The organism is Pseudomonas brassicacearum (assembly GCF_009601685.2).
Classification (GTDB): domain Bacteria; phylum Pseudomonadota; class Gammaproteobacteria; order Pseudomonadales; family Pseudomonadaceae; genus Aquipseudomonas; species Aquipseudomonas kilonensis_B.
On sequence record NZ_CP045701.2, the window covers coordinates 438,411 to 463,898 of the forward strand.

The following is a 25,488-nucleotide window of genomic DNA, read 5'->3' on the forward strand; positions in this document are numbered from 1 at the left end:
CCTTGAGTCTCAAGCGAAAGATCAAAAGATCAAAAGATCAAAAGATCAAAAGATCAAAAGATCAAAAGATCAAAAGATCGCAGCCTTCGGCAGCTCCTACAGTGCAAGCCCCCTCACCACGGGATTTGTCTGCAGCCATCGATTAGCTTTCATTAAGCGGCATCTTCAGCTTGGCCGCCAGGGCCTGGGCTTGCAGTTGCCCGGCCGGGGCCAACAAGTGCAGCTCGGCACCGTTCTGCGCGGCCATTCGCCGGGCCTCGCTCACCAGCCGTTCAGCCACGCCACGGCGGCGGGTAACGTTTCGTACGCACAGGTGGGACAAGCGCCAAGCGTTCTGGTGCCGTTGCAGGCGTGCTGCACCGAGCAGGCGGTCATTGAACCGTGCCGCGATCAATGCACCTTCCTCAAGGCATTGCGCGATCAGTTGCGTGGCATCGCCAAAGGGGGCGAACAGCCAGCCCGGGGCATCCTGGTAGATTTTCTGCAGGTCCTGTTGGTCCTGACAGTTGGCGTCGCAAATGAGCTGGACAACGATGGGCATGAAAATTCCTGAAAAAATAAATCGTTAGCCCCCTACAGAAAGCGAGCAAGCGTGCGATAAGACAGATGGCACGAAAAAGGTGATATCACTTTGGTTTTTCTGTCACGAGCAAATGGTAACCTTTGCCCGTTCGTCCGTCCTTCTGCGACTTGATGTCGCACACTATGGAGCTTCACCAGAAAATACAGCCATGCCTGCGTGCGATGAAGGCTGAGGGTGATGCGTGGCTGACGGACCATTCCAATAATTGGGGGATACACAATGAGCACGAGCATCACGGCAGGCGGCATCGCCGACCAGCCAGCGTTCCTCTCCAAGGAACGTATCATCGCCAAACCCGGTTTCAACCGGTGGCTGGTTCCACCGGCCGCACTGGCCATTCACTTGTGCATCGGCATGGCCTACGGCTTCTCGGTGTTCTGGTTGCCACTGTCCAAAGCCTTGGGTATCACCAAGCCTGTGGCCTGTGCACCGGATATGAGCTTCATCTCGCAAGTCTTTTCGTCCCAATGTGACTGGCCGATCTCGATGCTCGGCTGGATCTACACCCTGTTCTTCATCTTCCTGGGTTGCTCGGCAGCCATCTGGGGCGGCTGGCTGGAACACGCCGGGCCGCGCAAGGCCGGTGTTGTATCGGCATTGTGCTGGTGCGGTGGCCTGGTGATTTCTGCGCTGGGTATCTATACCCACCAGATCTGGCTGATGTGGCTCGGTTCCGGCGTGATCGGCGGTATCGGCCTGGGGTTGGGCTACATTTCCCCGGTGTCGACCTTGATCAAGTGGTTCCCGGACAAGCGCGGCATGGCGACCGGCATGGCGATCATGGGCTTCGGCGGTGGTGCGATGGTCGGTGCTCCGCTGGCCGCGGCGCTGATGAGCCATTTCGCTTCGCCAACCAGCGTGGGCGTATGGCAGAGCTTCCTGGTCATGGCTGCGATCTACTTCGTGTTCATGATCGGTGGCGCCTTGGCGTACCGCGTCCCGCCGACCGGCTGGAAGCCTGAAGGCTGGACCCCGGCACCGAAGAAAGCCGCGAACGCGATGATCACCCATCGTCACGTTCACGTGAACGTGGCCTGGAAAACCCCGCAGTTCCGTCTGGTATGGCTGGTGCTGTGCCTGAACGTATCCGCCGGTATCGGCATCATCGGCATGGCATCGCCACTGTTGCAGGAAGTGTTCGGCGGCAAGTTGCTCGGCAATGACTTGCCTTTCGGTCAGTTGGATGCTGCGCAACTGGGTCAGATCGCGGCCATTGCGGCCGGTTTCACTGGTCTGCTGAGCCTGTTCAACATCGGTGGGCGGTTCTTCTGGGCATCCTGCTCGGATTACCTGGGTCGCAAGAACACCTATTTCGTGTTCTTCGCCCTGGGCATTGCCTTGTACGCGCTGATCCCGAACCTGGGTCACCTGGGCAGCGTCGCGCTGTTCGTGGCGGCGTTCTGCATCATCCTGTCGATGTACGGCGGCGGTTTCGCCACGGTGCCGGCCTACCTGGCGGACCTGTTCGGTACGCAAATGGTCGGTGCAATCCACGGTCGCCTGCTGACCGCCTGGGCAGCGGCAGGCGTGCTGGGTCCGGTACTGGTGAACTACCTGCGTGAGTATCAACTGAGCATCGGCGTTGAACGTGCCGCGGCCTATGACATCACCTTGTACATCCTCGCCGGCCTGCTGGTGCTGGGCTTGCTGTGCAACCTGCTGGTCCGTCCGGTTGCCGACAAGTACTTCATGACCGACGCCGAACTGGCCGCCGAACAGGCGCTGGGCCATGACAAAGGCGCCGATGGCAGCACTTCGCTGGAGTGGAAAGCCGCGCCGGGCACCAAGCCCCTGGCGATCGCCGCCTGGCTGGTGGTAGGCATTCCGTTGGCGTGGGGTGTGTGGGTGACCCTGCAGAAGACGGCGGTGTTGTTCCACTAAGGAGTAGCCCGAACCCATCAGGGTAAGGGCAAATTTGTGGGAGCGGGCTTGCTCGCGAATGCGGTGGGTCAGCAGGCATATATGTCAGCTGACACTCCCTCTTCGCGAGCAAGCCCGCTCCCACAGTTGTTTTGGGCGATGGCAAAGACTTGTATGGACATGTCTATCGCCGACAGCGCGGGAGACAACCCGTCAGGGATATCACCTCTCGTGTTTCTGTTTGCCGCTCGCGCCCCTATAATGGCTGCCTTTTTCGCCCAATGATTTTGCGGAGCTGGTGATGGCCGAACGTAAGGCGTCTGTCGAGCGCGACACTCTGGAAACCCAGATCAAAGCCTCGATCAACCTGGATGGCACCGGAAAGGCCCGGTTTGATATCGGTGTACCTTTTCTTGAGCACATGCTGGACCAGATCGCCCGTCACGGGCTGATCGACCTGGACATCGTCAGCAAGGGCGACCTGCACATCGACGACCACCACACGGTGGAAGACGTCGGTATCACCTTGGGCCAGGCGTTTACCAAAGCCATCGGCGACAAGAAGGGCATCCGTCGCTACGGCCATGCCTACGTACCGCTCGATGAAGCGCTGTCGCGCGTGGTCATCGATTTCTCCGGCCGTCCGGGCCTGCAGATGCATGTGCCGTACACCCGTGCCACCGTCGGCGGCTTCGACGTTGACCTATTCCAGGAATTCTTCCAGGGCTTCGTCAACCACGCCAACGTGACCCTGCACATCGACAACCTGCGCGGGCACAACACCCACCACCAGATCGAAACCGTGTTCAAGGCTTTCGGCCGCGCCCTGCGCATGGCCGTCGAGCTCGATGACCGCATGGCCGGGCAGATGCCTTCGACCAAGGGCGTCCTGTAATGCAGACGGTCGCTGTTATCGACTATGGCATGGGCAACCTGCACTCGGTGGCCAAGGCGCTCGAGCACGTGGGCGCTGGCAAGGTGCTGATCACCAGCGATGCCGACGTGATTCGCGAAGCCGACCGAGTGGTGTTCCCCGGTGTCGGTGCGATTCGCGATTGCATGGCCGAGATTCGTCGCCTGGGCTTCGACAAGCTGGTGCTCGAAGTCAGCCAGGATCGTCCGTTCCTCGGCATCTGCGTGGGCATGCAAGCCTTGCTCGAACGCAGCGAGGAGAACGAAGGCGTCGATTGCATTGCCATGTTCCCAGGCCAGGTAAAGTTCTTCGGCAAGGGCCTGCATGAAGACGGCGAGCACCTGAAGGTTCCGCACATGGGCTGGAACGAAGTGAAGCAGACGGTGGATCACCCGCTGTGGCACAACATCCCGGACCTGGCGCGCTTCTACTTCGTGCACAGCTACTACATCGCCGCCGGCAATGCGCGGCAGGTGGTGGGCAGCGGGCACTATGGTGTCGATTTCGCTGCGGCCCTGGCCGATGGTTCGCGCTTCGCCGTGCAGTTCCACCCCGAGAAGAGCCATACCCATGGCCTGCAACTGTTGCAGAACTTCGCAGCGTGGGACGGGCGCTGGTAATGGCCCGCAAGAAACCGCCGATCCTCACCCTCACATCCGAGCAGGAGAGTGAAGCGAACCGCAAGATCCAGCGGTTCATGGAGGAACGTTTCGAGCTGGACCTGGGTTCGTTCGAAGCGGCGGAAATTCTTGACCTGTTTACCCGCGAAATTGCTCCGCATTATTACAACAGGGCGATTTTCGATGTGCAGACGCACCTTAAAGAAAGGTTCGAAAGCATAGAAAGCGACTTGTGGGCGCTCGAGAAAAACTGATTTTCGAGCCAAGCTGAATATTCGTATTTGAAGGTTTGCCAGATGCTGATTATCCCCGCTATCGATCTCAAGGACGGCGCTTGCGTACGTCTGCGCCAGGGCCGCATGGAAGACTCCACGGTGTTTTCCGATGACCCGGTGAGCATGGCCGCCAAGTGGGTGGAGGGCGGCTGCCGTCGCCTGCATCTGGTCGACCTGAACGGCGCTTTCGAAGGGCAGCCAGTCAACGGTGAGGTGGTCACGGCCATCGCCAAGCGCTACCCGAACCTGCCGATCCAGATCGGCGGCGGCATTCGCTCGCTGGAAACCATCGAGCACTACGTCAAGGCTGGCGTGAGCTACGTGATCATCGGCACCAAGGCCGTGAAGGAGCCTGAGTTCGTGGCTCAAGCCTGCCGCGCCTTCCCGGGCAAGGTCATCGTTGGCCTGGACGCAAAGGATGGGTTCGTCGCCACCGACGGTTGGGCTGAAGTCAGCACCGTGCAGGTGATCGACCTGGCCAAGCGTTTCGAAGCCGACGGCGTATCAGCCATCGTCTACACCGACATCGCCAAAGACGGCATGATGCAGGGCTGCAACGTCCCGTTCACCGCTGCCCTGGCTGCCGCGACGAAGATCCCGGTGATCGCCTCCGGCGGTATCCACAACCTGGGTGACATCAAGGCACTGCTCGACGCCAAGGCGCCGGGCATTATTGGTGCGATCACCGGTCGCGCGATCTATGAAGGCACCCTGGACGTCGCCGAGGCCCAGGCCTTCTGCGACGCCTACAACGGCTGAGGACTCACCATGGCGCTGGCCAAACGCATCATCCCTTGCCTGGACGTGGACAACGGCCGGGTGGTCAAGGGCGTCAAGTTCGAGAACATCCGTGATGCCGGCGACCCGGTGGAAATCGCCCGTCGCTACGACGAACAGGGTGCGGACGAGATTACCTTCCTCGACATCACGGCCAGCGTCGATGGCCGCGATACCACGCTCCATACCGTCGAGCGCATGGCCAGCCAGGTGTTCATCCCACTGACCGTGGGCGGCGGCGTGCGCACCGTGCAGGACATCCGCAACCTGCTCAATGCCGGTGCCGACAAGGTGTCGATCAACACCGCAGCGGTGTTCAACCCGGAATTCGTCGGCGAAGCGGCCCAGCACTTCGGTTCGCAGTGCATCGTCGTGGCCATTGACGCGAAGAAGGTCTCCGGCCCTGGCGAAACCCCGCGCTGGGAGATCTTCACCCACGGCGGTCGCAAACCCACGGGCCTCGACGCCGTCGAGTGGGCGAAGAAGATGGAAGGCCTGGGCGCCGGTGAGATCCTGCTGACCAGCATGGACCAGGACGGCATGAAAAACGGCTTCGACCTCGGTGTTACCCGCGCCATCAGCGATGCGCTGGGCATACCGGTGATCGCTTCCGGCGGTGTCGGCAACCTGCAGCACCTGGCCGACGGCATCCTGGAAGGCCATGCCAGCGCGGTGCTGGCGGCGAGCATTTTCCACTTTGGCGAATACACCGTGCCGGAAGCCAAGGCCTACCTGGCGCATCGCGGTATCTGTATACGCTGATCGCTGGACACCATGGCGGGCCCAAGGCACTCTTGGGCACACCATGGATTGCGGTAGCCCGACATGCTCAAACGCCTCGTTCTTGCCTTTGCCGGTGCCACACTGCTGCTCGCAGGCACCGTCCGCGCCGCTGATACATCGCTGGTGTTGCTGACGGAAAATTTCCCGCCGTACAACATGGCCAAGAACGGCAAGAACTTTGCCCAGGACGAGAACATCCATGGCATTGCCGTGGACATTGTCCGCGAAATATTCAAGCGTGCCGATATCTCCTACAGCCTGACGCTGCGTTTCCCCTGGGAGCGGATCTACAAGCTCGCGCTGGAAAACCCAGGCTACGGTGTGTTTGTCATGGCGCGGTTGCCGGAGCGTGAAAAGCTTTTCAAATGGGTTGGCCCGATCGGCCCGGATGACTGGATCATGCTCGCCAAGACCGATAGCAAGATCGCCCTCGGTTCGCTGGAGCAGGCGCGTCAATACAAGATCGGTGCCTACAAGGGCGACGCGATTGCCGAGACCTTGGCCAGGCAAGGGTTGAACCCGATCGTCGCGTTGCGTGATCAGGATAACGCCCGAAAACTGGTTAACGGCCAGATTGATCTATGGGCCACCGGCGATCCTGCCGGGCGTTACCTGGCGCGTCAGGAAGGGGTGACCGATCTCAAGACCGTGCTGCGTTTCAACAGCGCCGAGTTGTACCTGGCGTTGAACAAGGACGTGCCTGACGATGTGGTCGCCCGGCTTCAAAAGGCCCTGGATGAATTGCGCAAGGAAGGTGAAGTGGACGCGATCATGGCGCGGTATCTCTGACCGCTGTGCAGGACTGTGCCGCCGCCATCGTCGGATCGCCGCCCGGAGCAAGCTCGCTCCCACGGTGGTTCTGAATCGGGCACAACGTTTGTGTTCACAGCAGATCCCCTGTGGGAGCGAGCCTGCTCGCGATGAAGGCAACGCGTTTCCCGCTACCGATAAACCCCATCTTTCCCATGCCCGAGCATCGCCCGATTGCTGCGCAGGCTGATCATCAACTTGATGTCGATCCATTCGATGCCCTGGGCCTTGAGCCGCGGTAGCTCGCGTTCGAGCACTGCCAGGGTCTGTGGGTAGGGATGGCCGATCATCACGGCCGAGCCTTGCCGGCGGGCCAGGTCGATGGCGATCTGGAGCTGGTGGGTGATGGCGGCTTCGGTGCGCTCGTCGTCCAGGAACACGTCCCGCGACACACTGGCGAGGCCGATCTTTTGCGCCTCGGCGGCGGCGACGGTCTGGGCGCTGGTGCGGCTGTCGACGAAAAACTTGTGTCGCTGCTGCAAGTTCGCCATCAGCCATTCCATGGCCTGGGGCTGGGCGGTCATGCGGCTGCCCATGTGGTTGTTGATCCCGCTGGTATAGGGCACGGCAGCGAATGCGGCGTCGAGGCGCTTGCCCAGCTCTTCGATGGGCAGTTCGGGGTGCCAGGCGAATGGCCCGGTGGCCGGGTCCATGGGCATGTGCAGCATGACCAGCTTGCCAGCGCGATGAGCCTCACGGGCGAATTCGGCGGCGTGGGGGGTGTCAGGCATGATCGCGGCGGTGACCGGGCCGGGGAGGGCCAGAACCCGGCGATCCCGAGGCAGGTTTTGCCCCAGGTCGTCGATGATCAGGCTCAGGTAGGCCTTGTGCGGCGAAGAGGGTGTGGCGGGCGCCGCGTTAACGGCTCCCGCCAGCAGGCACAGCAGGACGAAGATGAAGCGCAGGCCCATCTCAGCGGCCGGACGTGATGTTCAACCCTTTGAGCAGGCTCAGGGCCTGGGCCAACTGGTAGTCGTCATCCTGTGGCATTGGCTTGGCCTTGGCGCCGGAGCCCGTTGGTTTGTCGGCGCCGCCGTTGCCATTGCCCAGGTGACCTTGCAGGTCGGCTTCCTTGAAGTACTCGCTGTCCTGCTCGCTGGTGATCTTGGCCTTGCGCACCTCGATGTCCGGGACGATGCCCTGGGCCTGGATGGAGCGACCGTTGGGCGTGAAGTACAGCGCGGTGGTGATTTTCAGGGCGCGGTCGTTGTTCAGTGGCAATACGGTCTGCACCGAGCCCTTGCCGAAACTGGTGGTGCCCATGACCACGCCACGCTTTTGGTCCTGCAGGGCGCCGGCGACGATTTCCGATGCCGAGGCGCTGCCGCCGTTGATCAGCACGACCAATGGCACGGCTTCGCTCAGGTCGTTGCCGGTGGCCGAGAAGCGCAGCTCGGAATTGGCGATACGCCCCTTGGTGTAGACGATCAGGCCCTTGGTGATGAAGTGATCCACCACTTCCACCGCCGATTGCAGCACGCCGCCGGGGTTGTTGCGCATGTCCAGGACCAGGCCGTTGAGCTTCTTGCCGTTGTCCTTGCGCAGCTTGGCCAGGGCCTTGGCGACTTCTTCGCCAGTCTTGACCTGGAATTGGGTAATGCGGATATAACCGTAGCCCGACTCCAGCAACTGGCTCTTCACACTCTTGACCTGGATGATCGCCCGCGTGAGGGTCACGTCGAACGGCGTGCCACCGTCGCGTACCAGGGTCAGGGTGATCTTCTGGCCGATCTTGCCGCGCATCTTGTCCACGGCTTCGGTCATGCTCTGGCCGCGCGTCGGCTGGCCGTTGATCTTGACGATGAAATCACCGGCCTGGATGCCGGCCTTGGAAGCAGGGGTGTCGTCGATGGGCGAAACCACTTTGACGAAACCGTCTTCGCTGCCGACCTCGATGCCCAGGCCACCGAATTCGCCGCTGGTGCTTTCCTGCAGCTCGGCAAAGTCGTCCGGCCCCAGGTAGGCCGAGTGCGGGTCAAGGTTGCTGAGCATGCCTTTGATGGCATTCTCCAGCAGCATCTTGTCATCCACCGGTTCCACGTAGGCGGCCTTGATCCGGTCCATGACCTCGGCAAAGGTGCGCAGTTCGTCCAGCGGCAGCGGGGCCTTGGTGGTCGCGGCTGTGGCGGCGGGTGCCGACGGGACCGGTTCGGCGGCGAAAGCCAGGGGCGCTCCGATCACGAGGGCGATCGTCAGGGCCAGCGAGGTAAGGCGGGACAAATGCAGCATGTCGAACGAACTCCTTAATAGGATGGGCGCGCTTATCCTTGCGCACGACACCATTGGGCCGGGTCACTGGGGCGACCCTGCTGACGAATAGCGAAATACAGTGCTGGCGTGTCCTGCCCGCCACTGTTACCGACCGTGGAGATGGATTCACCGGCCTTGACCACATCCCCCGCAGCCTTGAGCAGCGTCTGGTTGTGGCCGTACAGGCTCAAGTAGCCGTTGCCGTGATCCAGGATTACCAGCAGGCCGGCGCCGCGCAACCAGTCGGCGAAGACCACACGCCCGCCATGCACGGCATGTACCTGGCTGCCGGCGGAAGCGCTGATCATCACGCCGTCCCACTTGGCCCGGGTGTCGTCGCCGCGGGTTTGGCCGAAGCGCGCAAGTAATCGACCATTGACCGGCCATGGAAGTTTGCCCCGCGCCAAAGCAAAAGCGCCGCCGAAGGTTTCGCCATCACTGGAAACCAGCGCGCCGGGGCTCGATTTCACCGGTTTGCGCGGCGCGGCGCCGTCGTCCGCGTCGGCCTGGGCCTCACGCAAGCGCTTTTTTTCGGCTTCCTGCTGGGCGATCAGCGCTTTCTGACGCGCTTCTTCTGCCTCTCGGGCCTGTCGGGCCAGGGTTTCTTCAATGGTTTTCAGTACCTTGGCCAGTTCGGCCTGGTCCTGCTCGCGGGCCTTGAGCTTGCTGTCGCGAGCCTTCACGTCGTCATTGAGCTTGGCCAGGGCCACCTGGCGTTCCTTGCGGACCTTCTCGAGTTCTTCGCGCTGGCTGTCGAGGCTGCTTTTCTGCACCAGCAACTGGGCTTGCTGCAGTTCGATGTCTTTTTCGACATTGGCCAGTTGGCGCAGGGTTTCGTTGAAGTTCTTGAGCTGTTCCAGGCGTGCCTGGCTCAGGTAATCGTAATAAGTGAGGGTACGGGCGAATTTCTCGGGGTTTTGCTGGTTGAGCAGCAGCTTGAGATATTCCTGGCGACCGTTCTGGTAGGCGGCCCGGGCCTGGATGGCGATCAGTTTTTGCTGTTCAGTGCGCGCGCTCTGGAGTTTTTTTTTCTCTCCATCGAGTCGCTGCAGCTCGGATTCGCTTTTCTTCAGCTCTTTTTGCAGGGCGTCGACCTGCTTCTCCAGCTTGCCCATCTCGGTCTCGGTGCCGCGCAGGTCTTTCTGCACGCTGGATTTCTCTTCCTGCAACTTGCCCAGCAGTTTCTTCAGCTCGGCAATGTCCTGGCGCGTGGCTTCCAACTGTTGTTGGGTTTGCGCGCGCTCGTCGGCAAAGGCCGGTTGGAGCAGGCAGGTCAGAGCGAGGGCTATCAGGACGCGAAGCATAGAGGCGGGCGACACCAGGGAAAGGGACGGCCTAGTATGCCCGCCCCACGCTGCAAAAAAAACGCCCATTTGGGGCTGTGTGATAACTGGAGGGGTGCAGGGCACTTATTTCCCGCCAAACCCCTGTGGGAGCAAAGCTTGCTCGCGATGACGTCAGCACATCCAACGTAAATGTAGATTGTTAGATTGCTATCGCGAGCAAGCTTTGCTCCCACAGGATTTACGGTGATTGATGGATCAATCAGACCAGGATCGAAGTCCCGGTCATTTCCGCCGGCTTCTCCATGCCCAGCAACATCAGCATGGTCGGCGCCACGTCAGCCAGCACGCCACCGTCGCGGACCTTGAAGTTGCGCTTGCCAACATAGATGAACGGCACCGGCTCGGTGGTGTGGGCGGTGTGGGCCTGGCCGGTGGATTCGTCGGACATCTGCTCGACGTTGCCGTGGTCGGCCGTGATCAGTGCTTCGCCGCCGACCTTTTCCAGGGCTTCGACGATGCGGCCAACGCAGGTGTCCAGGCATTCCACGGCCTTGACCGCTGCCTCGAACACGCCGCTGTGGCCCACCATGTCGCCGTTGGCGTAGTTGACCACGATCACGTCGTAACGCTGGTTTTCAATGGCGTCGACGATGCGGTCGGTCACTTCCGGGGCGCTCATCTCCGGTTGCAGGTCGTAGGTGGCGACTTTCGGCGAAGGGATCAGGATGCGTTCCTCGCCCGGGAAAGGCTCTTCACGGCCGCCGGAGAAAAAGAACGTCACGTGGGCGTATTTTTCGGTCTCGGCGATGCGCAGTTGGGTCTTGCCATTCTTCGCCAGGTAGTCGCCCAGCACGTTTTCCAGGCTGCCGGCGGCGAAAGCCGATGGCGCGGGGATGCTGGCGGCGTATTGCGTCAACATCACGAAACCGGCCAGTTTTGGCTGGCGAGCGCGTTCGAACTCCTTGAAATCGTCTTCGACAAACACGCGGGTCAGTTCGCGGGCGCGGTCGGCTCGGAAGTTCATGAAGACCACGGCGTCGCCGTCTTCTACCTTGACCGGCTCACCGATGGTGGTGGCCTTGACGAATTCGTCGCTTTCGCCGCGCTCGTAGGCGGCTTGCAGGCCTTGCTGGGCGGTGGCAGCGTTGAAATCGGCGCTGCCGTCGACGATCAGGTTGTAGGCCTGGGACACGCGGTCCCAACGGTTGTCACGGTCCATGGCGTAGTAGCGACCAATGAGGCTGGCGATGCGCCCCTTGCCGAGTGCCTGGAAGGCGGCGTCCAGCAGTTCGATCGACGAAGTGGCGCTTTTCGGCGGGGTGTCGCGGCCATCGAGGAACGCGTGCAGATAGATCTTCTCGGCACCGCGCTTGACGGCCAGTTCGGCCATGGCGATCAGGTGATCCTGGTGGCTGTGCACCCCACCGTCGGACAGCAGGCCCATGAAGTGCACGGCCTTGCCGGCAGCCACGGCTTTATCCACGGCGGCGCAGATGGTCGGGTTTTCGAAGAACTCACCGTCGCGGATCGATTTGGTCACGCGAGTGAAGTCCTGGTACACCACGCGGCCGGCGCCGAGGTTCATGTGGCCGACTTCGGAGTTGCCCATCTGCCCGTCCGGCAGGCCGACGTCCATGCCGCTGCCGGAGATCAGGCCGTTGGGCACGGTGGCCCACAAGCGGTCCAGCACAGGCTTTTTGGCCGAATACACGGCGTTGGATTCGTGGCTGTCACTGTGACCGAAGCCGTCGAGAATCATCAGGACCAAAGGTTTAGGCGTGGTAGTCATGGAATCCACTCGTGGCTGGTTAAAAGAAGACGATGGAAAAGGGACGGGCAGTTTAAAGGTAAGTTCCGACGGCGTCACCGCCGGGCGGGGTTTGGCCCACCTTGTGTGCTGTGTATACTGGCCGACATTTTAACGCCCTGGAACCTCCTTCGATGGTTGCTCACCTGATTGAATTTGCCACTAACCACTACATTCTCGTCGGTATCTTCGTCGTACTGCTGGCGTTGCTGGTAGTCCATACGATGCAGGGCGGCGGCCGCAGCCTCAGTACCGGCGAGCTGACGGCGCTGGTCAACAAGGATGCCGGCGTGGTGGTGGACATCCGCCCAAACAAGGATTACGCCGCCGGCCACATTGTCGGGGCGGTGAATATTCCCCAGGACAAACTGATCGCCCGTATCGGCGAGCTGGAAAAGCACAAGGCCAAGACACTGATCCTGGTAGATGCCCAAGGCCAGCACGCCGGCACCCACGCCCGCGAGCTGATGAAGTCCGGTTTCACCGCCGCCAAGCTGTCCGGCGGCGTTGCGAGCTGGAAAGCCGACAACCTGCCCCTGGTGAAGTGAAATGCCCCACGTTGTTGTCTATTCCAGCGATTACTGCCCCTATTGCTCCAGAGCCAAGTTCCTGCTCCAGAACAAAGGCGTGGCTTTCGAAGAGATCAAGGTCGACGGCAAGCCGCAACTGCGCGCCGAAATGACCCAGAAGGCCGGGCGCACGTCCGTGCCGCAGATCTGGATCGGCAGCACCCACGTGGGCGGTTGCGATGATCTGTTCGCCCTGGAGCGCGCCGGCAAGCTCGACGCGATGCTCAAGGCCTGAATTTCCTATTAATAGAACCTGAAAGTAAGAAGGATCTGCGATGACTGACCAACAGAACACAGCTGCCACTGAAGAAGAAGCCGCACCGCAATTCTCCTTGCAGCGCATTTATGTCCGTGACCTGTCCTTCGAAGCCCCGAAAAGCCCGGCGATCTTTCGCCAGCAGTGGGAGCCGAGCGTAGGCCTGGACCTGAACACACGCCAGAAAGCCCTGGAAGATGACTTCCACGAAGTGGTGCTGACCCTGTCGGTTACCGTGAAGAACGGTGACGAAGTGGCGTTCATCGCCGAAGTGCAACAGGCCGGGATCTTCCTGATCAAGAACCTGGATGCCGCTTCGATGAGCCACACCCTCGGCGCGTTCTGCCCGAACATCCTGTTCCCGTACGCCCGCGAAACCCTGGACAGCCTGGTGACCCGCGGTTCGTTCCCGGCCCTGATGCTGGCTCCGGTGAACTTCGATGCCCTGTATGCGCAAGAACTGCAGCGCATGCAGCAAGAAGGCGGCGCGACCGTTCAGTAAACGGCGCTGCCAGCCCGGCACAAAACTGTGGGAGCGAGCCCTGTGGGAGCAAGGCTTGCTCGCGATGAACGATGACGCGGTTTTGCAGTTGAACCGTGTCGACCTCATCGCGAGCAAGCTTTGCTCCCACAGGCTCGCTCCCACAGGTGTTTCTGGCTGACAGGCAGGGTTCAGGCGAAGCCGTTCTGCCGCCACGCTTCATAAACCGCCACCGCCACGGTGTTGGACAGGTTCAGGCTGCGGCAGCCTTCGCGCATCGGCAGGCGCAAGCGCTGGTCGGCGGGCAGGGCATCCAGCACCTCGGCCGGCAGGCCACGGCTTTCCGGGCCGAACAGGAACGCATCGCCAGCGACGAAGCTGGCGTCATGGAACGGCCGCGAACCCTTGGTGGTGAACGCGAACAGGCGCGGATGCCCGAGGCTTTCCAGACAACTGGCAAGGTCGGCGTGACGCTGCAAGGTGGCATACTCGTGGTAGTCGAGGCCAGCTCGGCGCAGGCGCTTGTCGTCCATTTCGAAGCCCAGCGGTTCGATCAAATGCAGGTGGCAGCCGCTGTTGGCGCACAACCTGATGACATTGCCGGTATTCGGCGGAATTTCCGGTTGAAAAAGGATGACGTGAAACATGCACGGCTCCGCAGATAAAGATGAGCGGCATTCTACGCTGCAAACCGACCGGCGTTCGAAGCTAATGCCTCGGGTGATGGGCTCGTTGGCGATCTTCGGGATGATGGTTGGCTTGATGATCGGCCGCCTGACCACGCCTGAACCGAGCGAGCTGCAGCAGGTCGAGGTGGCTGATGGCGTGCTTGTCGCTTGGTTCAACAATGAACCCAAGCTCCATGGGGAAATCGTCGACGGCTCAGTGGCGCTGCTGTTCCAGGCAGAAGGTCGGCCGCAGAAGGGCCAGCTCAAGCTCAACGGCAAAGACGTGAACTGGCGGGTGCGCTTGAGTGACAAGGGGTTGTTGTTGATGCTGGTGGCGGCGCGTCCGTTGCGAGGAGAGTGGACCGGCAGCGAGGTCGATGACCGCTGGCGGCTGGAGGTCCGTCTCCAGGAGCAATAAAAGAGGGAATCCCCGGCCTGCCTGTACCAAGGTCCCCAAAACGGGAGGGCTCACCGCGAAGGTTCAGCCCTGGTGTAAAGAAGGGAAACCTTGACCTGCCTGTATCAAGGCCCCCAAAACAGTGGGCTCGATGAGCCCGGTATAAAAGAGGGGAATCCCCGGCCTGCCTGTACCAAGGTCCCCGAAACTGGGTAGTGATTGAGTTATTGCAGGGGGCGTGCCAGTTTTAAATGGCTTGTCACAAATAATCTGCCGGTTATGCGAAAAGCCCCGTATTTCGGGGCTTTTGCTTTTATGTGGGCTGGTTTTTGCGTGGCGGGCCGATGGGGCCGGACTTGGGCGCATGAGCAATTGCGGTTCGCCGTGCATTGAAGCGGTGCATGGAGCCTTTAAAAGCATCGTCGGATCGCCGCCCGGAGCAAGCTCGCTCCCACAGGGTTCAGTGGTGTTCACGCGCTCGCGAACACTGAAAATCCATTGTGGGAGCGAGCTTGCTCGCGATGGGGCCTTCAAATTCAGCCAAGGGCTAAAGGCCGATCAGCCCTCATCCCCGTCATCATCATCCCCACCGTCGACCTTCATCCCCAATTCCTTGATCTTGCGGGTCAAGGTATTGCGGCCCCAGCCCAGCAGTACCGCCGCGTCGCGGCGGCGGCCGGCGGTGTGCTTGAGGGCGGTTTCGATCATGATCCGCTCGAAGGCCGGCACGGCGCTGTCCAAAAGGCTCGACTGGCCGCGGGACAGGGCCTGGTCGGCCCACTGGCGCAGGGCTTGCTCCCAGTTGGTCACCGGGGCCGAATCCTGCGGCAGGCTCAACAGCTCTGGCGGCAGGTCGCTGATGTGCACTTCGCGACCCGAAGCCATCACCGTGATCCAGCGGCAGGTGTTCTCCAGCTGACGCACGTTGCCCGGCCACGGCAGGTTCTTGAGGTATTCCTCGGTTTCGCTCTTGAGCAACTTGGGCTCGACCGCCAGTTCCTGGGCCGCGCGGCTGAGGAAGTGCCGGGCCAGGGTCGGGATGTCTTCGCGACGGTCCGCCAGGCGTGGGATATGAATGCGGATCACGTTCAGGCGATGGAACAAGTCCTCACGGAATTTGCCGGCGTGGACCAGGGTTTCCAGGTTCTGGTGGGTCGCGGCGATGATGCGCACGTCCACTTTGACCGGCGTATGACCGCCCACCCGGTAGAACTCGCCATCGGCCAGCACGCGCAGCAAGCGGGTCTGGGTGTCCGCCGGCATGTCGCCGATTTCGTCGAGGAACAACGTGCCGCCGTCGGCTTGCTCGAAACGCCCGCGCCGCAGGTTGGCCGCGCCGGTGAACGCACCTTTTTCGTGGCCGAACAGCTCGGACTCCATCAGGTCCTTGGGAATCGCCGCCATGTTCAGCGCGATGAACGGCGATGCCGCCCGTGGGCTGTGGCGGTGCAGGGCGTGGGCCACCAGTTCTTTACCGGTGCCCGACTCGCCGTTGATCAGTACGGTGATGTTGGAGTGGCTCAGGCGCCCGATGGCGCGAAACACTTCCTGCATCGCCGGCGCTTCACCGATGATTTCCGGGGTACGGGCCAGGGCTGGCACCTCTTCCATGCCCTGTTGTTCCTGGGCATGTTGATTGGCGCGCTTGACCAGCGACACCGCTTCATCGACGTCGAAGGGCTTGGGCAGGTATTCGAAAGCGCCGCCCTGGTAGGACGCCACGGCGCTGTCCAGGTCGGAATGGGCGGTCATGATGATCACCGGCAGCCGCGGATGCTGTTCGCGAATCCGCGCCAGCAGGTCCAGGCCGCTGGCGCCAGGCATGCGGATGTCGGAGATGATGACGTCCGGTTGCTGACGCGCCAGGCGACTCATCACCCCATCGGCGCTGTCGAAGCTCTGGGTGGTCATGCCTTCCTGTTGCAAGGCTTTTTCCAGGACCCAACGGATAGAACGGTCGTCATCGACGATCCACACGGTTTCACTACGGCTCATGTCGATGTGGCTCCTTGTTCCAGTGGCAGGAAGATCGAGAAAGTGGTGTGGCCGGGGTGGCTTTCACATTCGATCAAGCCCTGATGCTGACTAATGATGTTCTGGGTAATGGCCAGGCCCAGCCCGGTACCGTCCGGGCGGCCGCTGACCATGGGAAAGAAAATGGTTTCCTGCAGTTCGGCAGGGATGCCCGGGCCGTTGTCGATGATTTCGATCTTGGTCACCAGGCGATGGCGAACATGGCCGATGGTGAACTGGCGCATGGCGCGGGTGCGCAGGCTGATGCGGCCCAGGCGCAGCTCGTTCTGGCTGCTGATAGCTTGCATCGCGTTGCGCACGATGTTCAGCACGGCCTGGATCATCTGTTCGCGGTCGATCAAGACATCGGGAATGCTCGGGTCATAGTCGCGCACCAACGAGATGCAACCCTGGCTTTCGGCTTCCACGAGGCTGCCGACACGCTCCAGCACTTCGTGGACGTTGCACATCGCCAGCGATGGCAGCTTGTTCGAGCCGAGCATGCGGTCCACCAGGTTCCGTAGGCGGTCGGCTTCTTCGATGATGACGTTGGTGTAGTCCTTGAGGCTTTCTTCCGGCAGTTCGCGGGCCAGCAATTGCGCCGCGCCACGAATCCCGCCGAGGGGGTTCTTGATCTCGTGGGCCAGGCCGCGCACCAGCATCTTGCTGGTTTCCTGCTTGGACAATTGCGCTTCTTCCTTGGTGATCCTCAGCAGGCGATCACGCGGGTGGACTTCCAGCAGCAGCAGGGTGGCGCCGTTGTTCAGGATCGGTGTAACCGCGTAATCCACGGTCAGGGTCTGGCCGGTCAGCGCGGTGAGCATCGCTTCGCGCTTGGTGAACGGATGGGCTTGTTCCACCGCCTGGCGCAAGGAGTTGAGCGCTTCAGCGGATTCGGTGAACAACTCGCTGATGAACTGCCCGTGGCTGCGCTGGCCACTGACGGCCAGGAGCATCTCTGCCGCCGGGTTCATGTACTCGAGGCGCAGTTCGGCATCGAGCAGGATGGTCGCGGTGGTGAGGTTGTCGAGCAGCAAGCGGTGTAGTGCGTCGCTAATGGTCATCAGGACCTCTTTTGGAGCGTAGCAACTGGGGATCGGTCCCAAATTGCGCGCGCGATTGATGCGCTGTTGCTAGGAAAATGCAAAAACCAAACCAAGGCTCCGAAAAGAAGCGTTTAGAGCCTCAAAAGGGTGTTTTTCGCCCTGTCGCGTGGCGTTCTGCCAGCTTCTTCGGGTACTTTCGAACCAAAATGGGTTTGGAAACTGAGTAGCGTGCAAGGCTTTGCACCAATATAGTGCGCCAGCCTGAGCGACATCAGAAGAACGGCAAGATGCTGCTTTTTTCTTCTTCAGGCTTTTCGGCGAGGGGGCACTCGGGGCGTTGACCGTAATCGGCCGTGGCGCAGGGTTTGATGCGGCGCTTTTGCGCCAGGGACATGCGTTGCATATGGAAGGGCTGGTTGGCGGTGCGTTCGACGATCCGGTCCTGCTCATCGAGGATTTCTGCCGCCAGGTGATGGGTGCCTCGATCAATGTTGTTCAAGGCAAACACCGGGCTCGGCCCCGCCTCGCCCGTCGGCTGGCCGTCGAGCAGCAGGCGGTAGCGGTGGCCTTTTTTCAGGCCGGGTTCGCTGGTGACGCTGACGATCAGTTCGCCTGCGGTGCTGCGAATCGTGGCGTCCGGCTCGGGTATCAACAGTCGGAGCATTTCGTAATGAAACAGGGGCTCGGGCCGGGTTTCGGTCGTGGGCGCCGAGGTTGTGTCCAGGGGCGGCGCCGGCATCCGGTTGCTGGGCGGCAGTTGGACTTTCTTCGCATTGCCGGGGCGCGGTTGATCGGTGAAGACGCGATTACCCTGGGCATCGATGTAGGTGTAGACCTGCGCCACCCCAGGCAGCGCCGCCAGCGTCAGGCTAAGCGCGAGCAACCAGCGGATCATGGCTGGTGCACCCGCTGCACGGTGAAGGTCACGGTTTCGCTCTGTTGCACGAGCGTGTCCCCGTCGATGACTTGAACCGCCAGGCTGTGCTCGCCCCGATCGATGTTCACCAATTGCAGGCGCGGCACGTTGGACGGCTGGCCGTAGGGTTGGCCATCCAGCAGCAGCCGGAACAGATGCGGGCTGCGCAGGCGCGGTTGAGCCCGCACGCCGACGGTGAAGGTGCCATTGTTGGCACGCAGGGCTTGCTCAGTGGGGATGTCCGTCAGTTCGAGTATCTCGTAGGCATCGCGCGGCTCGTCGCTGTTCGCGGGGGCTGGTGGTGTGTCCGGGCTGGCGGGGGATTGGCGTTCGATGCTGTTGAGTGGCGGCAACTCCACCGTCTGGGCCGGTACGCCTTGGGGTGGCTGGTTGCTGTAGGCGGTGTTGCCGTCAGCGTCGGTGTACTTGTAGATCTGCGCGGCGGCTGGCAGTGCCAGCAGCAGCAACAGAATGATTGAAAAACCACGACCCATGGAAAATCGACCGAAAACGAAAAGTGATGGGTTGCAGCATAGGCCAGGGCGGAGGGTTGGCCCAGTTGTTGTGTTGCATGCGCCTCCTGTGGGAGCGGGCTTGCTCGAGAAGGCGGGGTGCCAGTCGCTGAGGTGTTGAATGTGCTGGCCTCATCGCGAGCAAGCTCGCCCACAGGGGGCCTCAGGATTTTGTGGAGATGCACAGCTCTCCGGTCGCCCGGATCAGGGCGAGCCGGTGCACCGGGTGCTGCTTGTTGTGGTGGGTTGCCTGGGCCAGCCATTGCGGGCACTGCGGGTCGGTGCGGTAGGGGGCGAAGTCGGCCAGTTGTTGCAGCAGGCGTTTTTGCAGTCGGTCGAGTTGCGGGCGGATCTGTCCCACCAGGTCCGGGCGTGGGAGGTCCGGGGCCTTGCCGTCCAGGGCCCAGTCGGACAGGTTGATGTACTGCACCATTTTGTTGGCTTCAATTTGGGCGGCGAAAAAAGCTTCCACGGTTTCGCCACTGAGCTTGTAGGTCGGCGCCTGGGCAACGGCGGCGGCAATGACTTCTCGCTCGCGCTGACGGTCTTCTACCGCTTTATGGCTGTCCCATTTGCTCAGCGCCACTTGATCGGCGAGGGCCAGGCGTTCGCCAATGGCGTTAAGCAGCGGGGTAAGGGCCTCAGGGGCGGGCGTCGAGGCGGCTTCGGCGGTGGGGGCCAGCAGCGCGGCGGACAGGGCAAGGCAGAGCTTGAAGCGTGAAGTCATGGGCAGTCTCGTCTTCAGTGGAGGAGCAACGAGGCATCATGCACGTAACCTGCGCGCATAAAAAAGGCCTCCCGAAGGAGGCCTCTTTTTATTCACGCCGTGCGTGGCGGCGTTTACTGGATCAGCAGCTGTAGTACAGCTCGTATTCCAGTGGGTGAACGAAGGTGCGAACCTTGATTTCTTCTTCGCTTTTCAGTGCGATGTAAGCGTCGATGAAGTCATCGCTGAATACGCCGCCCTTGGTCAGGAAGGCGCGGCCCTTGTCCAGCTCTTCCAGGGCTTCTTTCAGGCTGCCGCACACCTGTGGGATTTCCTTGGCCTCTTCAGGCGGCAGGTCATACAGGTTTTTGTCAGCGGCATCGCCAGGGTGGATCTTGTTCTGGATACCGTCCAGACCGGCCATCATCAGTGCGGCGAAGGCCAGGTACGGGTTGGCAGCCGGATCCGGGAAACGCGCTTCGATACGGCGGGCTTTAGGGCTGTTCACGTAAGGAATACGGATCGAGGCGGAACGGTTGCGAGCCGAGTAGGCCAGCATGACCGGGGCTTCGAAGCCAGGTACCAGACGCTTGTAGGAGTTGGTCGACGGGTTGGTGAAGCCGTTCAGGGCCTTACCGTGCTTGATGATACCGCCGATGAAGTACAGGGCGGTGTCCGACAGGCCGGCATAGCCTTCGCCTGCGAAGGTGTTCTTGCCGTCTTTGGAGATCGACATGTGAACGTGCATGCCCGAACCGTTGTCGCCATACAGAGGCTTGGGCATGAAGGTCGCGGTGCGGCCGAAGGCATCGGCAACGTTGTGTACGCAGTACTTCAGGGTCTGGACTTCGTCAGCCTTCTTGACCAGCGTGTTGAATTTCACGCCGATTTCGTTCTGGCCGGCAGTTGCCACTTCGTGGTGGTGAACTTCGACGGTCTGGCCCATTTCTTCCAGTGCGTTGCACATGGAGGTACGGATTTCGTGGTCGAAATCGAACGGTGGAACCGGGAAGTAGCCGCCCTTGATACCTGGGCGGTGGCCTTTGTTGCCGCCTTCCACGTCCTGGTCGGACATCCACGAACCTTGTTCGGAGAAGATCTTGAACATGGAGCCGGAGATATCGGACTTGAACTTGACCGAGTCGAAGATGAAGAACTCAGGCTCAGGACCGAAGAAAGCGGTATCGCCGATACCGGTGGACTTCAGGTATTCCTCGGCGCGGTGGGCGATGGCGCGTGGGTCGCGGTCATAGCCTTGCATGGTCGAAGGTTCGATGATGTCGCAGACCAGGATCAGGGTCGGCTCTTCGGTGAACGGGTCCAGGACGGCCGTTTCGTCGTCCGGCATCAGGATCATGTCGGAGGCTTCGATGCCTTTCCAGCCGGAGATGGAGGAGCCGTCGAACATTTTCCCGATTTCAAAGAATTCGTCGTCCAGCGCATCACGGGCCGGCATGGTCACGTGATGTTGAGTACCTTTGGTGTCAGTGAAGCGCAGATCAATCCACTTGACGTCATGATCTTTGATGAGTTGAACCGACTTCGACATATGTCCTCCGGGTGGCTTCGGGCGGGTAGTGGAGTGCCCTTAGATATGGGTGATGCCGGCGCGAATACTCTGCCAAGGCAACCTGCCTCACAAGGGAGCAAATTGCATGCCAGTGCCCCAGCATGGGTTTTTTGCACCAAATCCACGCTTTTAAAGGCATCAATCAAAGATTGCCAGACAATAACGCACTGCAATGTGGCGTCGTCAATGGATAATGACCTGTTTTGGTGCATGCAAAACCATCTGCACATAAACTGGTTAAACCTTGAGCAATTTCCGCTATAATCCGCGCCCCCCTTTTTCGGCTGGCCGTTCGCGCGCTGTTTTCATGAAACTAATCGTAAAAGTCTTCCCCGAGATCACCATCAAGAGCCGCCCGGTACGGATGCGTTTCATCCGCCAGTTGGCCAAGAACATCCGTGCCGTGCTCCGAGACCTGGACCCGGCCGTGGTGGTGAACGGCGTGTGGGACAACCTCGAACTGGAAACCCGTGTCAGCGAACCCAAGGCCCTGAAGGAAATGACCGAGCGCCTGAGCTGCATGCCGGGCATCGCGCATTTCCTGCAAGTCGATGAATACCCGCTGGGGGACTTCGACGACATCCTCGCCAAATGCATGCTCCATTATGGTGATGCCCTGGCCGGCAAGATTTTTTCGGTGCGCTGCAAGCGTGCCGGCAAGCACCCGTTCAGTTCGATGGATGTGGAGAAGTATGTCGGCAGCCAATTGCGCCGACAGTGCGGCGCGGCCGGTATTTCCTTGAAAGACCCGCAGGTCGAAGTGCGCATCGAAATTCGCGACCAGCGGCTGTTCGTGATCCACAGCCAGCACAACAGCATCGGCGGTTATCCGCTGGGTTCGCTGGAGCAGACCCTGGTGCTGATGTCCGGCGGCTTCGACTCCACGGTGGCCGCCTACCAGATCATGCGTCGCGGGTTGATGAGCCATTTCTGCTTCTTCAACCTCGGCGGGCGTGCCCATGAACTGGGCGTGATGGAAGTGGCGCACTTCATCTGGAAGAAGTACGGCAGCTCCCAACGCGTGTTATTTGTGAGTGTGCCGTTCGAGGAAGTTCTGGGCGAGATTCTCGGCAAAGTCGATAACAGTCATATGGGCGTCATTTTGAAGCGTATGATGTTGCGCGCCGCTTCACGAATTGCCGACCGCCTGCAAATCGACGCGCTGGTGACCGGCGAGGCGATCTCCCAGGTGTCGAGCCAGACGCTGCCGAACCTGTCGGTGATCGATTGCGTGACCGAGAAACTGGTCTTGCGGCCGCTGATTGCCAGCCACAAGCAGGACATCATCGACCAGGCCAATGAAATCGGCACCGCCGAATTTGCCCGGCACATGCCGGAGTACTGCGGCGTCATCTCGGTCAATCCGAAGACGGCGGCCAAGCGCGGGCGGGTGGAGCACGAAGAGAAAGAATTCGACATGGCGGTGCTCGAGCGTGCGCTCGAAAACGCCAGGCTGGTGCCAATCGATCGAGTCATCGATGAGTTGGGCCAGGACATACAAATTGAAGAAGTCGGCGAAGCGCTGGCCGGTCAGATCATCATCGACATCCGTCACCCGGACGACGCTGAAGACGATCCGCTGAGCATCGCCGGCATCGAGGTAAAAACGATGCCGTTCTATGCAGTGAACGCGCGTTTCAAGGAACTGGACCCTACTCGCCAGTACCTGCTGTATTGCGACAAAGGCGTGATGAGTCGCCTGCATGCCCACCATTTGCTCAGTGAGGGGCATGCCAATGTGCGCGTTTATCGACCGAGCTAAGTGCCCGGGGCTGTTTGCCTGTGGCCTGCGTCACCGGCCCCCCGACGCCGCCGACAGGCTGTAACGGCTTTGTCGGACTCAACGTAAATCGCTGCCACGACCTGTCAGCACACCGAATCCTCTGATCGAGATACACAAGTGATCGAAAATCTACGCAACATCGCCATCATTGCTCACGTTGACCATGGTAAGACCACCCTGGTAGACAAACTCTTGCGTCAATCCGGCACCCTGGAGCGCAACGAGCTCAACGACGAGCGCGTGATGGACTCCAACGACCAGGAAAAAGAGCGCGGTATTACCATCCTGGCGAAAAACACCGCCATCAACTGGAATGGCTACCACATCAATATCGTGGACACCCCGGGCCACGCCGACTTCGGTGGTGAAGTAGAGCGCGTGATGTCGATGGTCGACTCCGTGCTGCTGCTGGTCGATGCCCAGGACGGCCCTATGCCGCAAACCCGTTTCGTGACCAAGAAGGCTTTCGAAGCCGGCCTGCGTCCGATCGTGGTCATCAACAAGGTTGACCGTCCAGGCGCGCGTCCGGACTGGGTCCTGGACCAGATCTTCGACCTGTTCGACAACCTGGGTGCCACCGAAGAACAGCTGGACTTCAAAGTCGTCTACGCCTCGGCCCTGAACGGTATTGCCGGTCTGGACCACACCAACATGGCTGAAGACATGACCCCGCTGTACCAGTCGATCGTCGACGACGTACCGGCGCCGAAAGTCGACCGTGACGGCCCGTTCCAGATGCAAATCTCGGCACTGGACTACAACAGCTTCCTGGGTGTTATCGGTGTTGGCCGTATCGCCCGTGGTCGCGTCAAGCCGAACACCCCAGTGGTTGCCATCGACGCCGACGGCAAGAAGCGCAACGGTCGTATCCTCAAGCTGATGGGTCACCACGGCCTGCACCGCATCGACGTTGAAGAAGCTGCGGCCGGCGACATCGTCTGCATCAGCGGCTTCGAGCAACTGTTCATCTCCGACACCCTGTGCGACCCACTGAACGTCGAAGCGATGAAGCCGTTGACCGTCGACGAGCCAACCGTTTCCATGACCTTCCAGGTCAACGACTCGCCATTCTGCGGTAAAGAAGGCAAGTTCGTGACCAGCCGCAACATCAAGGAACGCCTGGACAAAGAGCTGCTCTACAACGTTGCCCTGCGCGTTGAAGAAGGCGACTCGGCCGACAAGTTCAAGGTCTCCGGCCGTGGCGAGCTGCACCTCTCGGTACTGATCGAAACCATGCGTCGCGAAGGCTTCGAAATGGGCGTGGGCCGTCCTGAAGTGATCATCCGCATGGTGGATGGCGTCAAGCACGAACCGTACGAAAACGTGACCATCGACCTGCCGGAAGAATCCCAGGGCGCGATCATGGAGCAAATGGGCCTGCGCAAAGGCGACCTGACCAACATGGTTCCGGATGGCAAGGGCCGTGTGCGCCTTGAGTACAACATTCCGGCCCGTGGCCTGATCGGTTTCCGTAACGAGTTCCTGACCCTGACCTCCGGTGGCGGCATCCTGACTTCGATCTTCGATCGTTACGACGTGATGAAGTCCGGCGACATGTCCGGCCGTCAGAACGGTGTCCTGGTATCGGTTGCGACCGGCAAGGCCCTGACCTACTCGCTGGAAACCCTGCAAGCGCGCGGCAAGCTGTTCGTCGAGCACGGCCAGGATATCTACGAAGGTCAAATCGTCGGCCTGAACAGCCGCGACAACGACCTGGGCGTGAACCCAACCAAAGGCAAGAAGCTCGACAACATGCGTGCTTCGGGCAAGGACGAAACCATCGCCCTGGTTCCACCGGTCAAGTTCACCCTGGAGCAAGCGCTGGAGTTCGTGCAGGAAGACGAGCTGTGTGAAGTGACGCCTAAGTCCATCCGTCTTCGCAAGAAGATCCTGGGCGAAAGCGAGCGTACCCGCGCTGCCAAGAAAAGCGGCAACTGAGTTTCGACTTAGCTAGCAGCTAAAAAAACGCCCCCGGTCGTGAGATCGGGGGCGTTTTTTTATGCCTGGAAGTTATGTGGCGGCTGTCAGGGCCCTATCGCGAGCAAGCTCGCTCCCACAGTGGGTCTTCAGTGGATACAGACTTCGTGTGGGAGCGAGCTTGCTCGCGATAACGGTGGTTCAGACACAGCAGAACCAGCAGTCGATCAAAATTTGTCCAACGTCCGCGGATTGCGCTCGCGCTCCACTTCCTTGGGCTTGTAGGCGCAATAGCCTGGCCGTGGTCCAACCCGCGGATGGTTGCGGCAGGTGTCCGGGCGTTTCTCGTAAATGGTGCACAACCGGCTCTTGCGATCCAGATAAAGGCAGTCGTTGTTGCTCATGCGCTGGAGCGTGAAGATCTCGGACTTCTGGTTGTAGCGCTCGACGATCCCTTCCTTTTGCAGGCGCTTGGCGATGTTCTTCGGCGGGTCGCCCAGTTCGAACTCATCGACGATGCCGATGCGGATCAGGTCCTTGATCTTGACCTCCACTGGCAGCGTGCAGCAGCTCGACACACAGGAGCCGCACATCGGGGCGGAGTACTTGGCCCAGGTATCGAGTCGGTCGATCTCCGCGGCGGCGATCAGGTTGGGCTTCATCATCACGGTTTACCAGCATGCATCAGGG

26 protein-coding genes are annotated in these 25,488 nt (G+C 60.7%); 13 read left to right on the plus strand and 13 right to left on the minus strand.

Annotated elements, in window-relative coordinates:
- Positions 1–142 precede the first annotated feature (142 nt).
- A complete protein-coding gene (gene panM, locus GFU70_RS01935; RefSeq protein WP_058546223.1) occupies positions 143–541 on the minus strand; it encodes an aspartate 1-decarboxylase autocleavage activator PanM in 399 nt (132 codons plus the stop codon).
- A gap of 261 nt (positions 542–802) precedes the next feature.
- Between panM and GFU70_RS01940 the strand changes: the two genes are divergently transcribed.
- The 7 genes from GFU70_RS01940 to GFU70_RS01970 all read left to right on the plus strand — a co-directional run bounded on the left by GFU70_RS01940 (position 803) and on the right by GFU70_RS01970 (position 6,600).
- A complete protein-coding gene (locus tag GFU70_RS01940; RefSeq protein ID WP_058546224.1) occupies positions 803–2,464 on the plus strand; it encodes an OFA family MFS transporter in 1,662 nt (553 codons plus the stop codon).
- A gap of 280 nt (positions 2,465–2,744) precedes the next feature.
- Positions 2,745–3,338 carry an imidazoleglycerol-phosphate dehydratase HisB gene (hisB, locus tag GFU70_RS01945; protein ID WP_003186751.1) on the plus strand — a complete coding sequence of 198 codons (594 nt, stop codon included), beginning with the start codon at positions 2,745–2,747 and terminating at the stop codon, positions 3,336–3,338.
- Positions 3,338–3,976, plus strand: coding sequence for an imidazole glycerol phosphate synthase subunit HisH (gene hisH / locus GFU70_RS01950; RefSeq protein ID WP_058546226.1), 639 nt, complete (start codon positions 3,338–3,340; stop codon positions 3,974–3,976). Before hisB ends, hisH begins: the two co-directional genes overlap by 1 nt.
- Positions 3,976–4,230, plus strand: coding sequence for a DUF2164 domain-containing protein (locus GFU70_RS01955; RefSeq protein ID WP_058546227.1), 255 nt, complete (start codon positions 3,976–3,978; stop codon positions 4,228–4,230). The genes hisH and GFU70_RS01955 overlap by 1 nt, the downstream gene beginning before the upstream one ends.
- Before the next feature lie 42 nt (positions 4,231–4,272).
- Positions 4,273–5,010 (plus strand): 1-(5-phosphoribosyl)-5-[(5-phosphoribosylamino)methylideneamino]imidazole-4-carboxamide isomerase, encoded by a 738-nt coding sequence (gene hisA / locus GFU70_RS01960; RefSeq protein WP_058546228.1) that lies wholly within the window; start codon positions 4,273–4,275, stop codon positions 5,008–5,010.
- A gap of 9 nt (positions 5,011–5,019) precedes the next feature.
- A complete protein-coding gene (hisF, locus tag GFU70_RS01965) occupies positions 5,020–5,790 on the plus strand; it encodes an imidazole glycerol phosphate synthase subunit HisF (protein WP_153387523.1) in 771 nt (256 codons plus the stop codon).
- Between the two features lie 63 nt (positions 5,791–5,853).
- Complete coding sequence (locus GFU70_RS01970; RefSeq protein WP_058546229.1) at positions 5,854–6,600, plus strand: substrate-binding periplasmic protein; 747 nt, start codon at positions 5,854–5,856, stop codon at positions 6,598–6,600.
- A gap of 152 nt (positions 6,601–6,752) precedes the next feature.
- Here GFU70_RS01970 and GFU70_RS01975 read toward each other — a convergent pair whose 3' ends face one another.
- The 4 genes from GFU70_RS01975 to gpmI all read right to left on the minus strand — a co-directional run bounded on the left by GFU70_RS01975 (position 6,753) and on the right by gpmI (position 11,946).
- Positions 6,753–7,532 (minus strand): divergent polysaccharide deacetylase family protein, encoded by a 780-nt coding sequence (locus tag GFU70_RS01975; protein WP_116643360.1) that lies wholly within the window; start codon positions 7,530–7,532, stop codon positions 6,753–6,755.
- 1 nt (position 7,533) lies between these two features.
- Positions 7,534–8,850, minus strand: a complete 1,317-nt coding sequence (locus GFU70_RS01980; RefSeq protein ID WP_058546231.1) for a S41 family peptidase — start codon at positions 8,848–8,850, stop codon at positions 7,534–7,536.
- Positions 8,851–8,882: 32 nt separating this feature from the next.
- Positions 8,883–10,175 (minus strand): murein hydrolase activator EnvC family protein, encoded by a 1,293-nt coding sequence (locus tag GFU70_RS01985; RefSeq protein WP_058546232.1) that lies wholly within the window; start codon positions 10,173–10,175, stop codon positions 8,883–8,885.
- A 241-nt stretch (positions 10,176–10,416) separates the two neighbouring features.
- Positions 10,417–11,946, minus strand: coding sequence for a 2,3-bisphosphoglycerate-independent phosphoglycerate mutase (gene gpmI / locus GFU70_RS01990; RefSeq protein ID WP_058546233.1), 1,530 nt, complete (start codon positions 11,944–11,946; stop codon positions 10,417–10,419).
- 152 nt (positions 11,947–12,098) lie between these two features.
- Here gpmI and GFU70_RS01995 point away from each other — a divergent pair, with 152 nt between their 5' ends.
- From GFU70_RS01995 to secB, 3 genes are read left to right on the plus strand one after another with little or no spacing between them, the layout of a single operon-like run.
- The gene (locus GFU70_RS01995) at positions 12,099–12,512 is read left to right on the plus strand and encodes a rhodanese-like domain-containing protein (protein WP_116643359.1); all 414 of its coding nucleotides are present in this window, start codon (positions 12,099–12,101) and stop codon (positions 12,510–12,512) included.
- 1 nt (position 12,513) lies between these two features.
- Complete coding sequence (gene grxC / locus GFU70_RS02000; protein WP_003186737.1) at positions 12,514–12,768, plus strand: glutaredoxin 3; 255 nt, start codon at positions 12,514–12,516, stop codon at positions 12,766–12,768.
- A gap of 40 nt (positions 12,769–12,808) precedes the next feature.
- Entirely contained in the window at positions 12,809–13,291 is a 483-nt protein-coding gene (gene secB / locus GFU70_RS02005; protein ID WP_058546235.1) for a protein-export chaperone SecB, read from the plus strand.
- Positions 13,292–13,461: 170 nt separating this feature from the next.
- Here secB and trmL read toward each other — a convergent pair whose 3' ends face one another.
- A complete protein-coding gene (gene trmL / locus GFU70_RS02010; protein ID WP_058546236.1) occupies positions 13,462–13,917 on the minus strand; it encodes a tRNA (uridine(34)/cytosine(34)/5-carboxymethylaminomethyluridine(34)-2'-O)-methyltransferase TrmL in 456 nt (151 codons plus the stop codon).
- Between trmL and GFU70_RS02015 the strand changes: the two genes are divergently transcribed.
- Positions 13,916–14,356 carry a hypothetical protein gene (locus tag GFU70_RS02015; RefSeq protein WP_058546237.1) on the plus strand — a complete coding sequence of 147 codons (441 nt, stop codon included), beginning with the start codon at positions 13,916–13,918 and terminating at the stop codon, positions 14,354–14,356. The genes trmL and GFU70_RS02015 overlap by 2 nt on opposite strands.
- A 537-nt stretch (positions 14,357–14,893) precedes the next feature.
- Here GFU70_RS02015 and ntrC read toward each other — a convergent pair.
- From ntrC to glnA, 6 genes are all read right to left on the minus strand, one after another.
- On the minus strand, positions 14,894–16,330 hold the full coding sequence (gene ntrC / locus GFU70_RS02020; protein ID WP_058546238.1) for a nitrogen regulation protein NR(I): 1,437 nt from the start codon (positions 16,328–16,330) through the stop codon (positions 14,894–14,896).
- Positions 16,327–17,412 carry a nitrogen regulation protein NR(II) gene (gene glnL, locus GFU70_RS02025; protein ID WP_058546239.1) on the minus strand — a complete coding sequence of 362 codons (1,086 nt, stop codon included), beginning with the start codon at positions 17,410–17,412 and terminating at the stop codon, positions 16,327–16,329. Before glnL ends, ntrC begins: the two co-directional genes overlap by 4 nt.
- 253 nt (positions 17,413–17,665) lie before the next feature.
- A complete protein-coding gene (locus tag GFU70_RS02030) occupies positions 17,666–18,289 on the minus strand; it encodes a DUF4124 domain-containing protein (RefSeq protein WP_058546240.1) in 624 nt (207 codons plus the stop codon).
- Positions 18,286–18,804 (minus strand): DUF4124 domain-containing protein, encoded by a 519-nt coding sequence (locus tag GFU70_RS02035; protein WP_058546241.1) that lies wholly within the window; start codon positions 18,802–18,804, stop codon positions 18,286–18,288. The genes GFU70_RS02030 and GFU70_RS02035 overlap by 4 nt, the downstream gene beginning before the upstream one ends.
- Positions 18,805–18,985: 181 nt before the next feature.
- Positions 18,986–19,549 carry a chorismate mutase gene (locus GFU70_RS02040; protein ID WP_058546242.1) on the minus strand — a complete coding sequence of 188 codons (564 nt, stop codon included), beginning with the start codon at positions 19,547–19,549 and terminating at the stop codon, positions 18,986–18,988.
- A 121-nt stretch (positions 19,550–19,670) separates the two neighbouring features.
- Positions 19,671–21,077, minus strand: a complete 1,407-nt coding sequence (glnA, locus tag GFU70_RS02045; RefSeq protein ID WP_057449143.1) for a type I glutamate--ammonia ligase — start codon at positions 21,075–21,077, stop codon at positions 19,671–19,673.
- Between the two features lie 328 nt (positions 21,078–21,405).
- Between glnA and thiI the strand changes: the two genes are divergently transcribed.
- Both thiI and typA read left to right on the plus strand, forming a co-directional pair.
- Positions 21,406–22,860: a tRNA uracil 4-sulfurtransferase ThiI gene (gene thiI / locus GFU70_RS02050; protein ID WP_153387524.1), complete on the plus strand. Its 1,455-nt coding sequence runs from the start codon at positions 21,406–21,408 to the stop codon at positions 22,858–22,860.
- Positions 22,861–22,998: 138 nt separating this feature from the next.
- A complete protein-coding gene (gene typA / locus GFU70_RS02055) occupies positions 22,999–24,819 on the plus strand; it encodes a translational GTPase TypA (RefSeq protein ID WP_058546244.1) in 1,821 nt (606 codons plus the stop codon).
- A gap of 206 nt (positions 24,820–25,025) precedes the next feature.
- Here the strand turns inward: typA and GFU70_RS02060 are convergent, their stop codons facing one another.
- Positions 25,026–25,463 (minus strand): YkgJ family cysteine cluster protein, encoded by a 438-nt coding sequence (locus GFU70_RS02060; RefSeq protein ID WP_003196865.1) that lies wholly within the window; start codon positions 25,461–25,463, stop codon positions 25,026–25,028.
- Between the last annotated feature and the right edge of the window lie 25 nt (positions 25,464–25,488).

Bases quoted from the DNA above. Each gene is read 5' to 3' on its own strand.
- GFU70_RS01975 (WP_116643360.1), bottom strand. From the start codon at position 7,532: ATGGGCCTGCGCTTCATCTTCGTCCTGCTGTGCCTGCTGGCGGGAGCC.
- grxC (WP_003186737.1), top strand. From the start codon at position 12,514: ATGCCCCACGTTGTTGTCTATTCCAGCGATTACTGCCCCTATTGCTCC.
- GFU70_RS01985 (WP_058546232.1), bottom strand. From the start codon at position 10,175: ATGCTTCGCGTCCTGATAGCCCTCGCTCTGACCTGCCTGCTCCAACCG.
- glnA (WP_057449143.1), bottom strand. From the start codon at position 21,077: ATGTCGAAGTCGGTTCAACTCATCAAAGATCATGACGTCAAGTGGATT.
- GFU70_RS02035 (WP_058546241.1), bottom strand. From the start codon at position 18,804: ATGGGTCGTGGTTTTTCAATCATTCTGTTGCTGCTGCTGGCACTGCCA.
- secB (WP_058546235.1), top strand. From the start codon at position 12,809: ATGACTGACCAACAGAACACAGCTGCCACTGAAGAAGAAGCCGCACCG.
- GFU70_RS02060 (WP_003196865.1), bottom strand. From the start codon at position 25,463: ATGATGAAGCCCAACCTGATCGCCGCCGCGGAGATCGACCGACTCGAT.
- thiI (WP_153387524.1), top strand. From the start codon at position 21,406: ATGAAACTAATCGTAAAAGTCTTCCCCGAGATCACCATCAAGAGCCGC.
- GFU70_RS01970 (WP_058546229.1), top strand. From the start codon at position 5,854: ATGCTCAAACGCCTCGTTCTTGCCTTTGCCGGTGCCACACTGCTGCTC.
- panM (WP_058546223.1), bottom strand. From the start codon at position 541: ATGCCCATCGTTGTCCAGCTCATTTGCGACGCCAACTGTCAGGACCAA.
- GFU70_RS01940 (WP_058546224.1), top strand. From the start codon at position 803: ATGAGCACGAGCATCACGGCAGGCGGCATCGCCGACCAGCCAGCGTTC.
- GFU70_RS01955 (WP_058546227.1), top strand. From the start codon at position 3,976: ATGGCCCGCAAGAAACCGCCGATCCTCACCCTCACATCCGAGCAGGAG.
- hisB (WP_003186751.1), top strand. From the start codon at position 2,745: ATGGCCGAACGTAAGGCGTCTGTCGAGCGCGACACTCTGGAAACCCAG.
- GFU70_RS02040 (WP_058546242.1), bottom strand. From the start codon at position 19,549: ATGACTTCACGCTTCAAGCTCTGCCTTGCCCTGTCCGCCGCGCTGCTG.
- gpmI (WP_058546233.1), bottom strand. From the start codon at position 11,946: ATGACTACCACGCCTAAACCTTTGGTCCTGATGATTCTCGACGGCTTC.
- GFU70_RS02030 (WP_058546240.1), bottom strand. From the start codon at position 18,289: ATGATCCGCTGGTTGCTCGCGCTTAGCCTGACGCTGGCGGCGCTGCCT.
- trmL (WP_058546236.1), bottom strand. From the start codon at position 13,917: ATGTTTCACGTCATCCTTTTTCAACCGGAAATTCCGCCGAATACCGGC.
- hisA (WP_058546228.1), top strand. From the start codon at position 4,273: ATGCTGATTATCCCCGCTATCGATCTCAAGGACGGCGCTTGCGTACGT.
- hisF (WP_153387523.1), top strand. From the start codon at position 5,020: ATGGCGCTGGCCAAACGCATCATCCCTTGCCTGGACGTGGACAACGGC.
- GFU70_RS02015 (WP_058546237.1), top strand. From the start codon at position 13,916: ATGCACGGCTCCGCAGATAAAGATGAGCGGCATTCTACGCTGCAAACC.
- GFU70_RS01980 (WP_058546231.1), bottom strand. From the start codon at position 8,850: ATGCTGCATTTGTCCCGCCTTACCTCGCTGGCCCTGACGATCGCCCTC.
- GFU70_RS01995 (WP_116643359.1), top strand. From the start codon at position 12,099: ATGGTTGCTCACCTGATTGAATTTGCCACTAACCACTACATTCTCGTC.
- ntrC (WP_058546238.1), bottom strand. From the start codon at position 16,330: ATGAGCCGTAGTGAAACCGTGTGGATCGTCGATGACGACCGTTCTATC.
- glnL (WP_058546239.1), bottom strand. From the start codon at position 17,412: ATGACCATTAGCGACGCACTACACCGCTTGCTGCTCGACAACCTCACC.
- hisH (WP_058546226.1), top strand. From the start codon at position 3,338: ATGCAGACGGTCGCTGTTATCGACTATGGCATGGGCAACCTGCACTCG.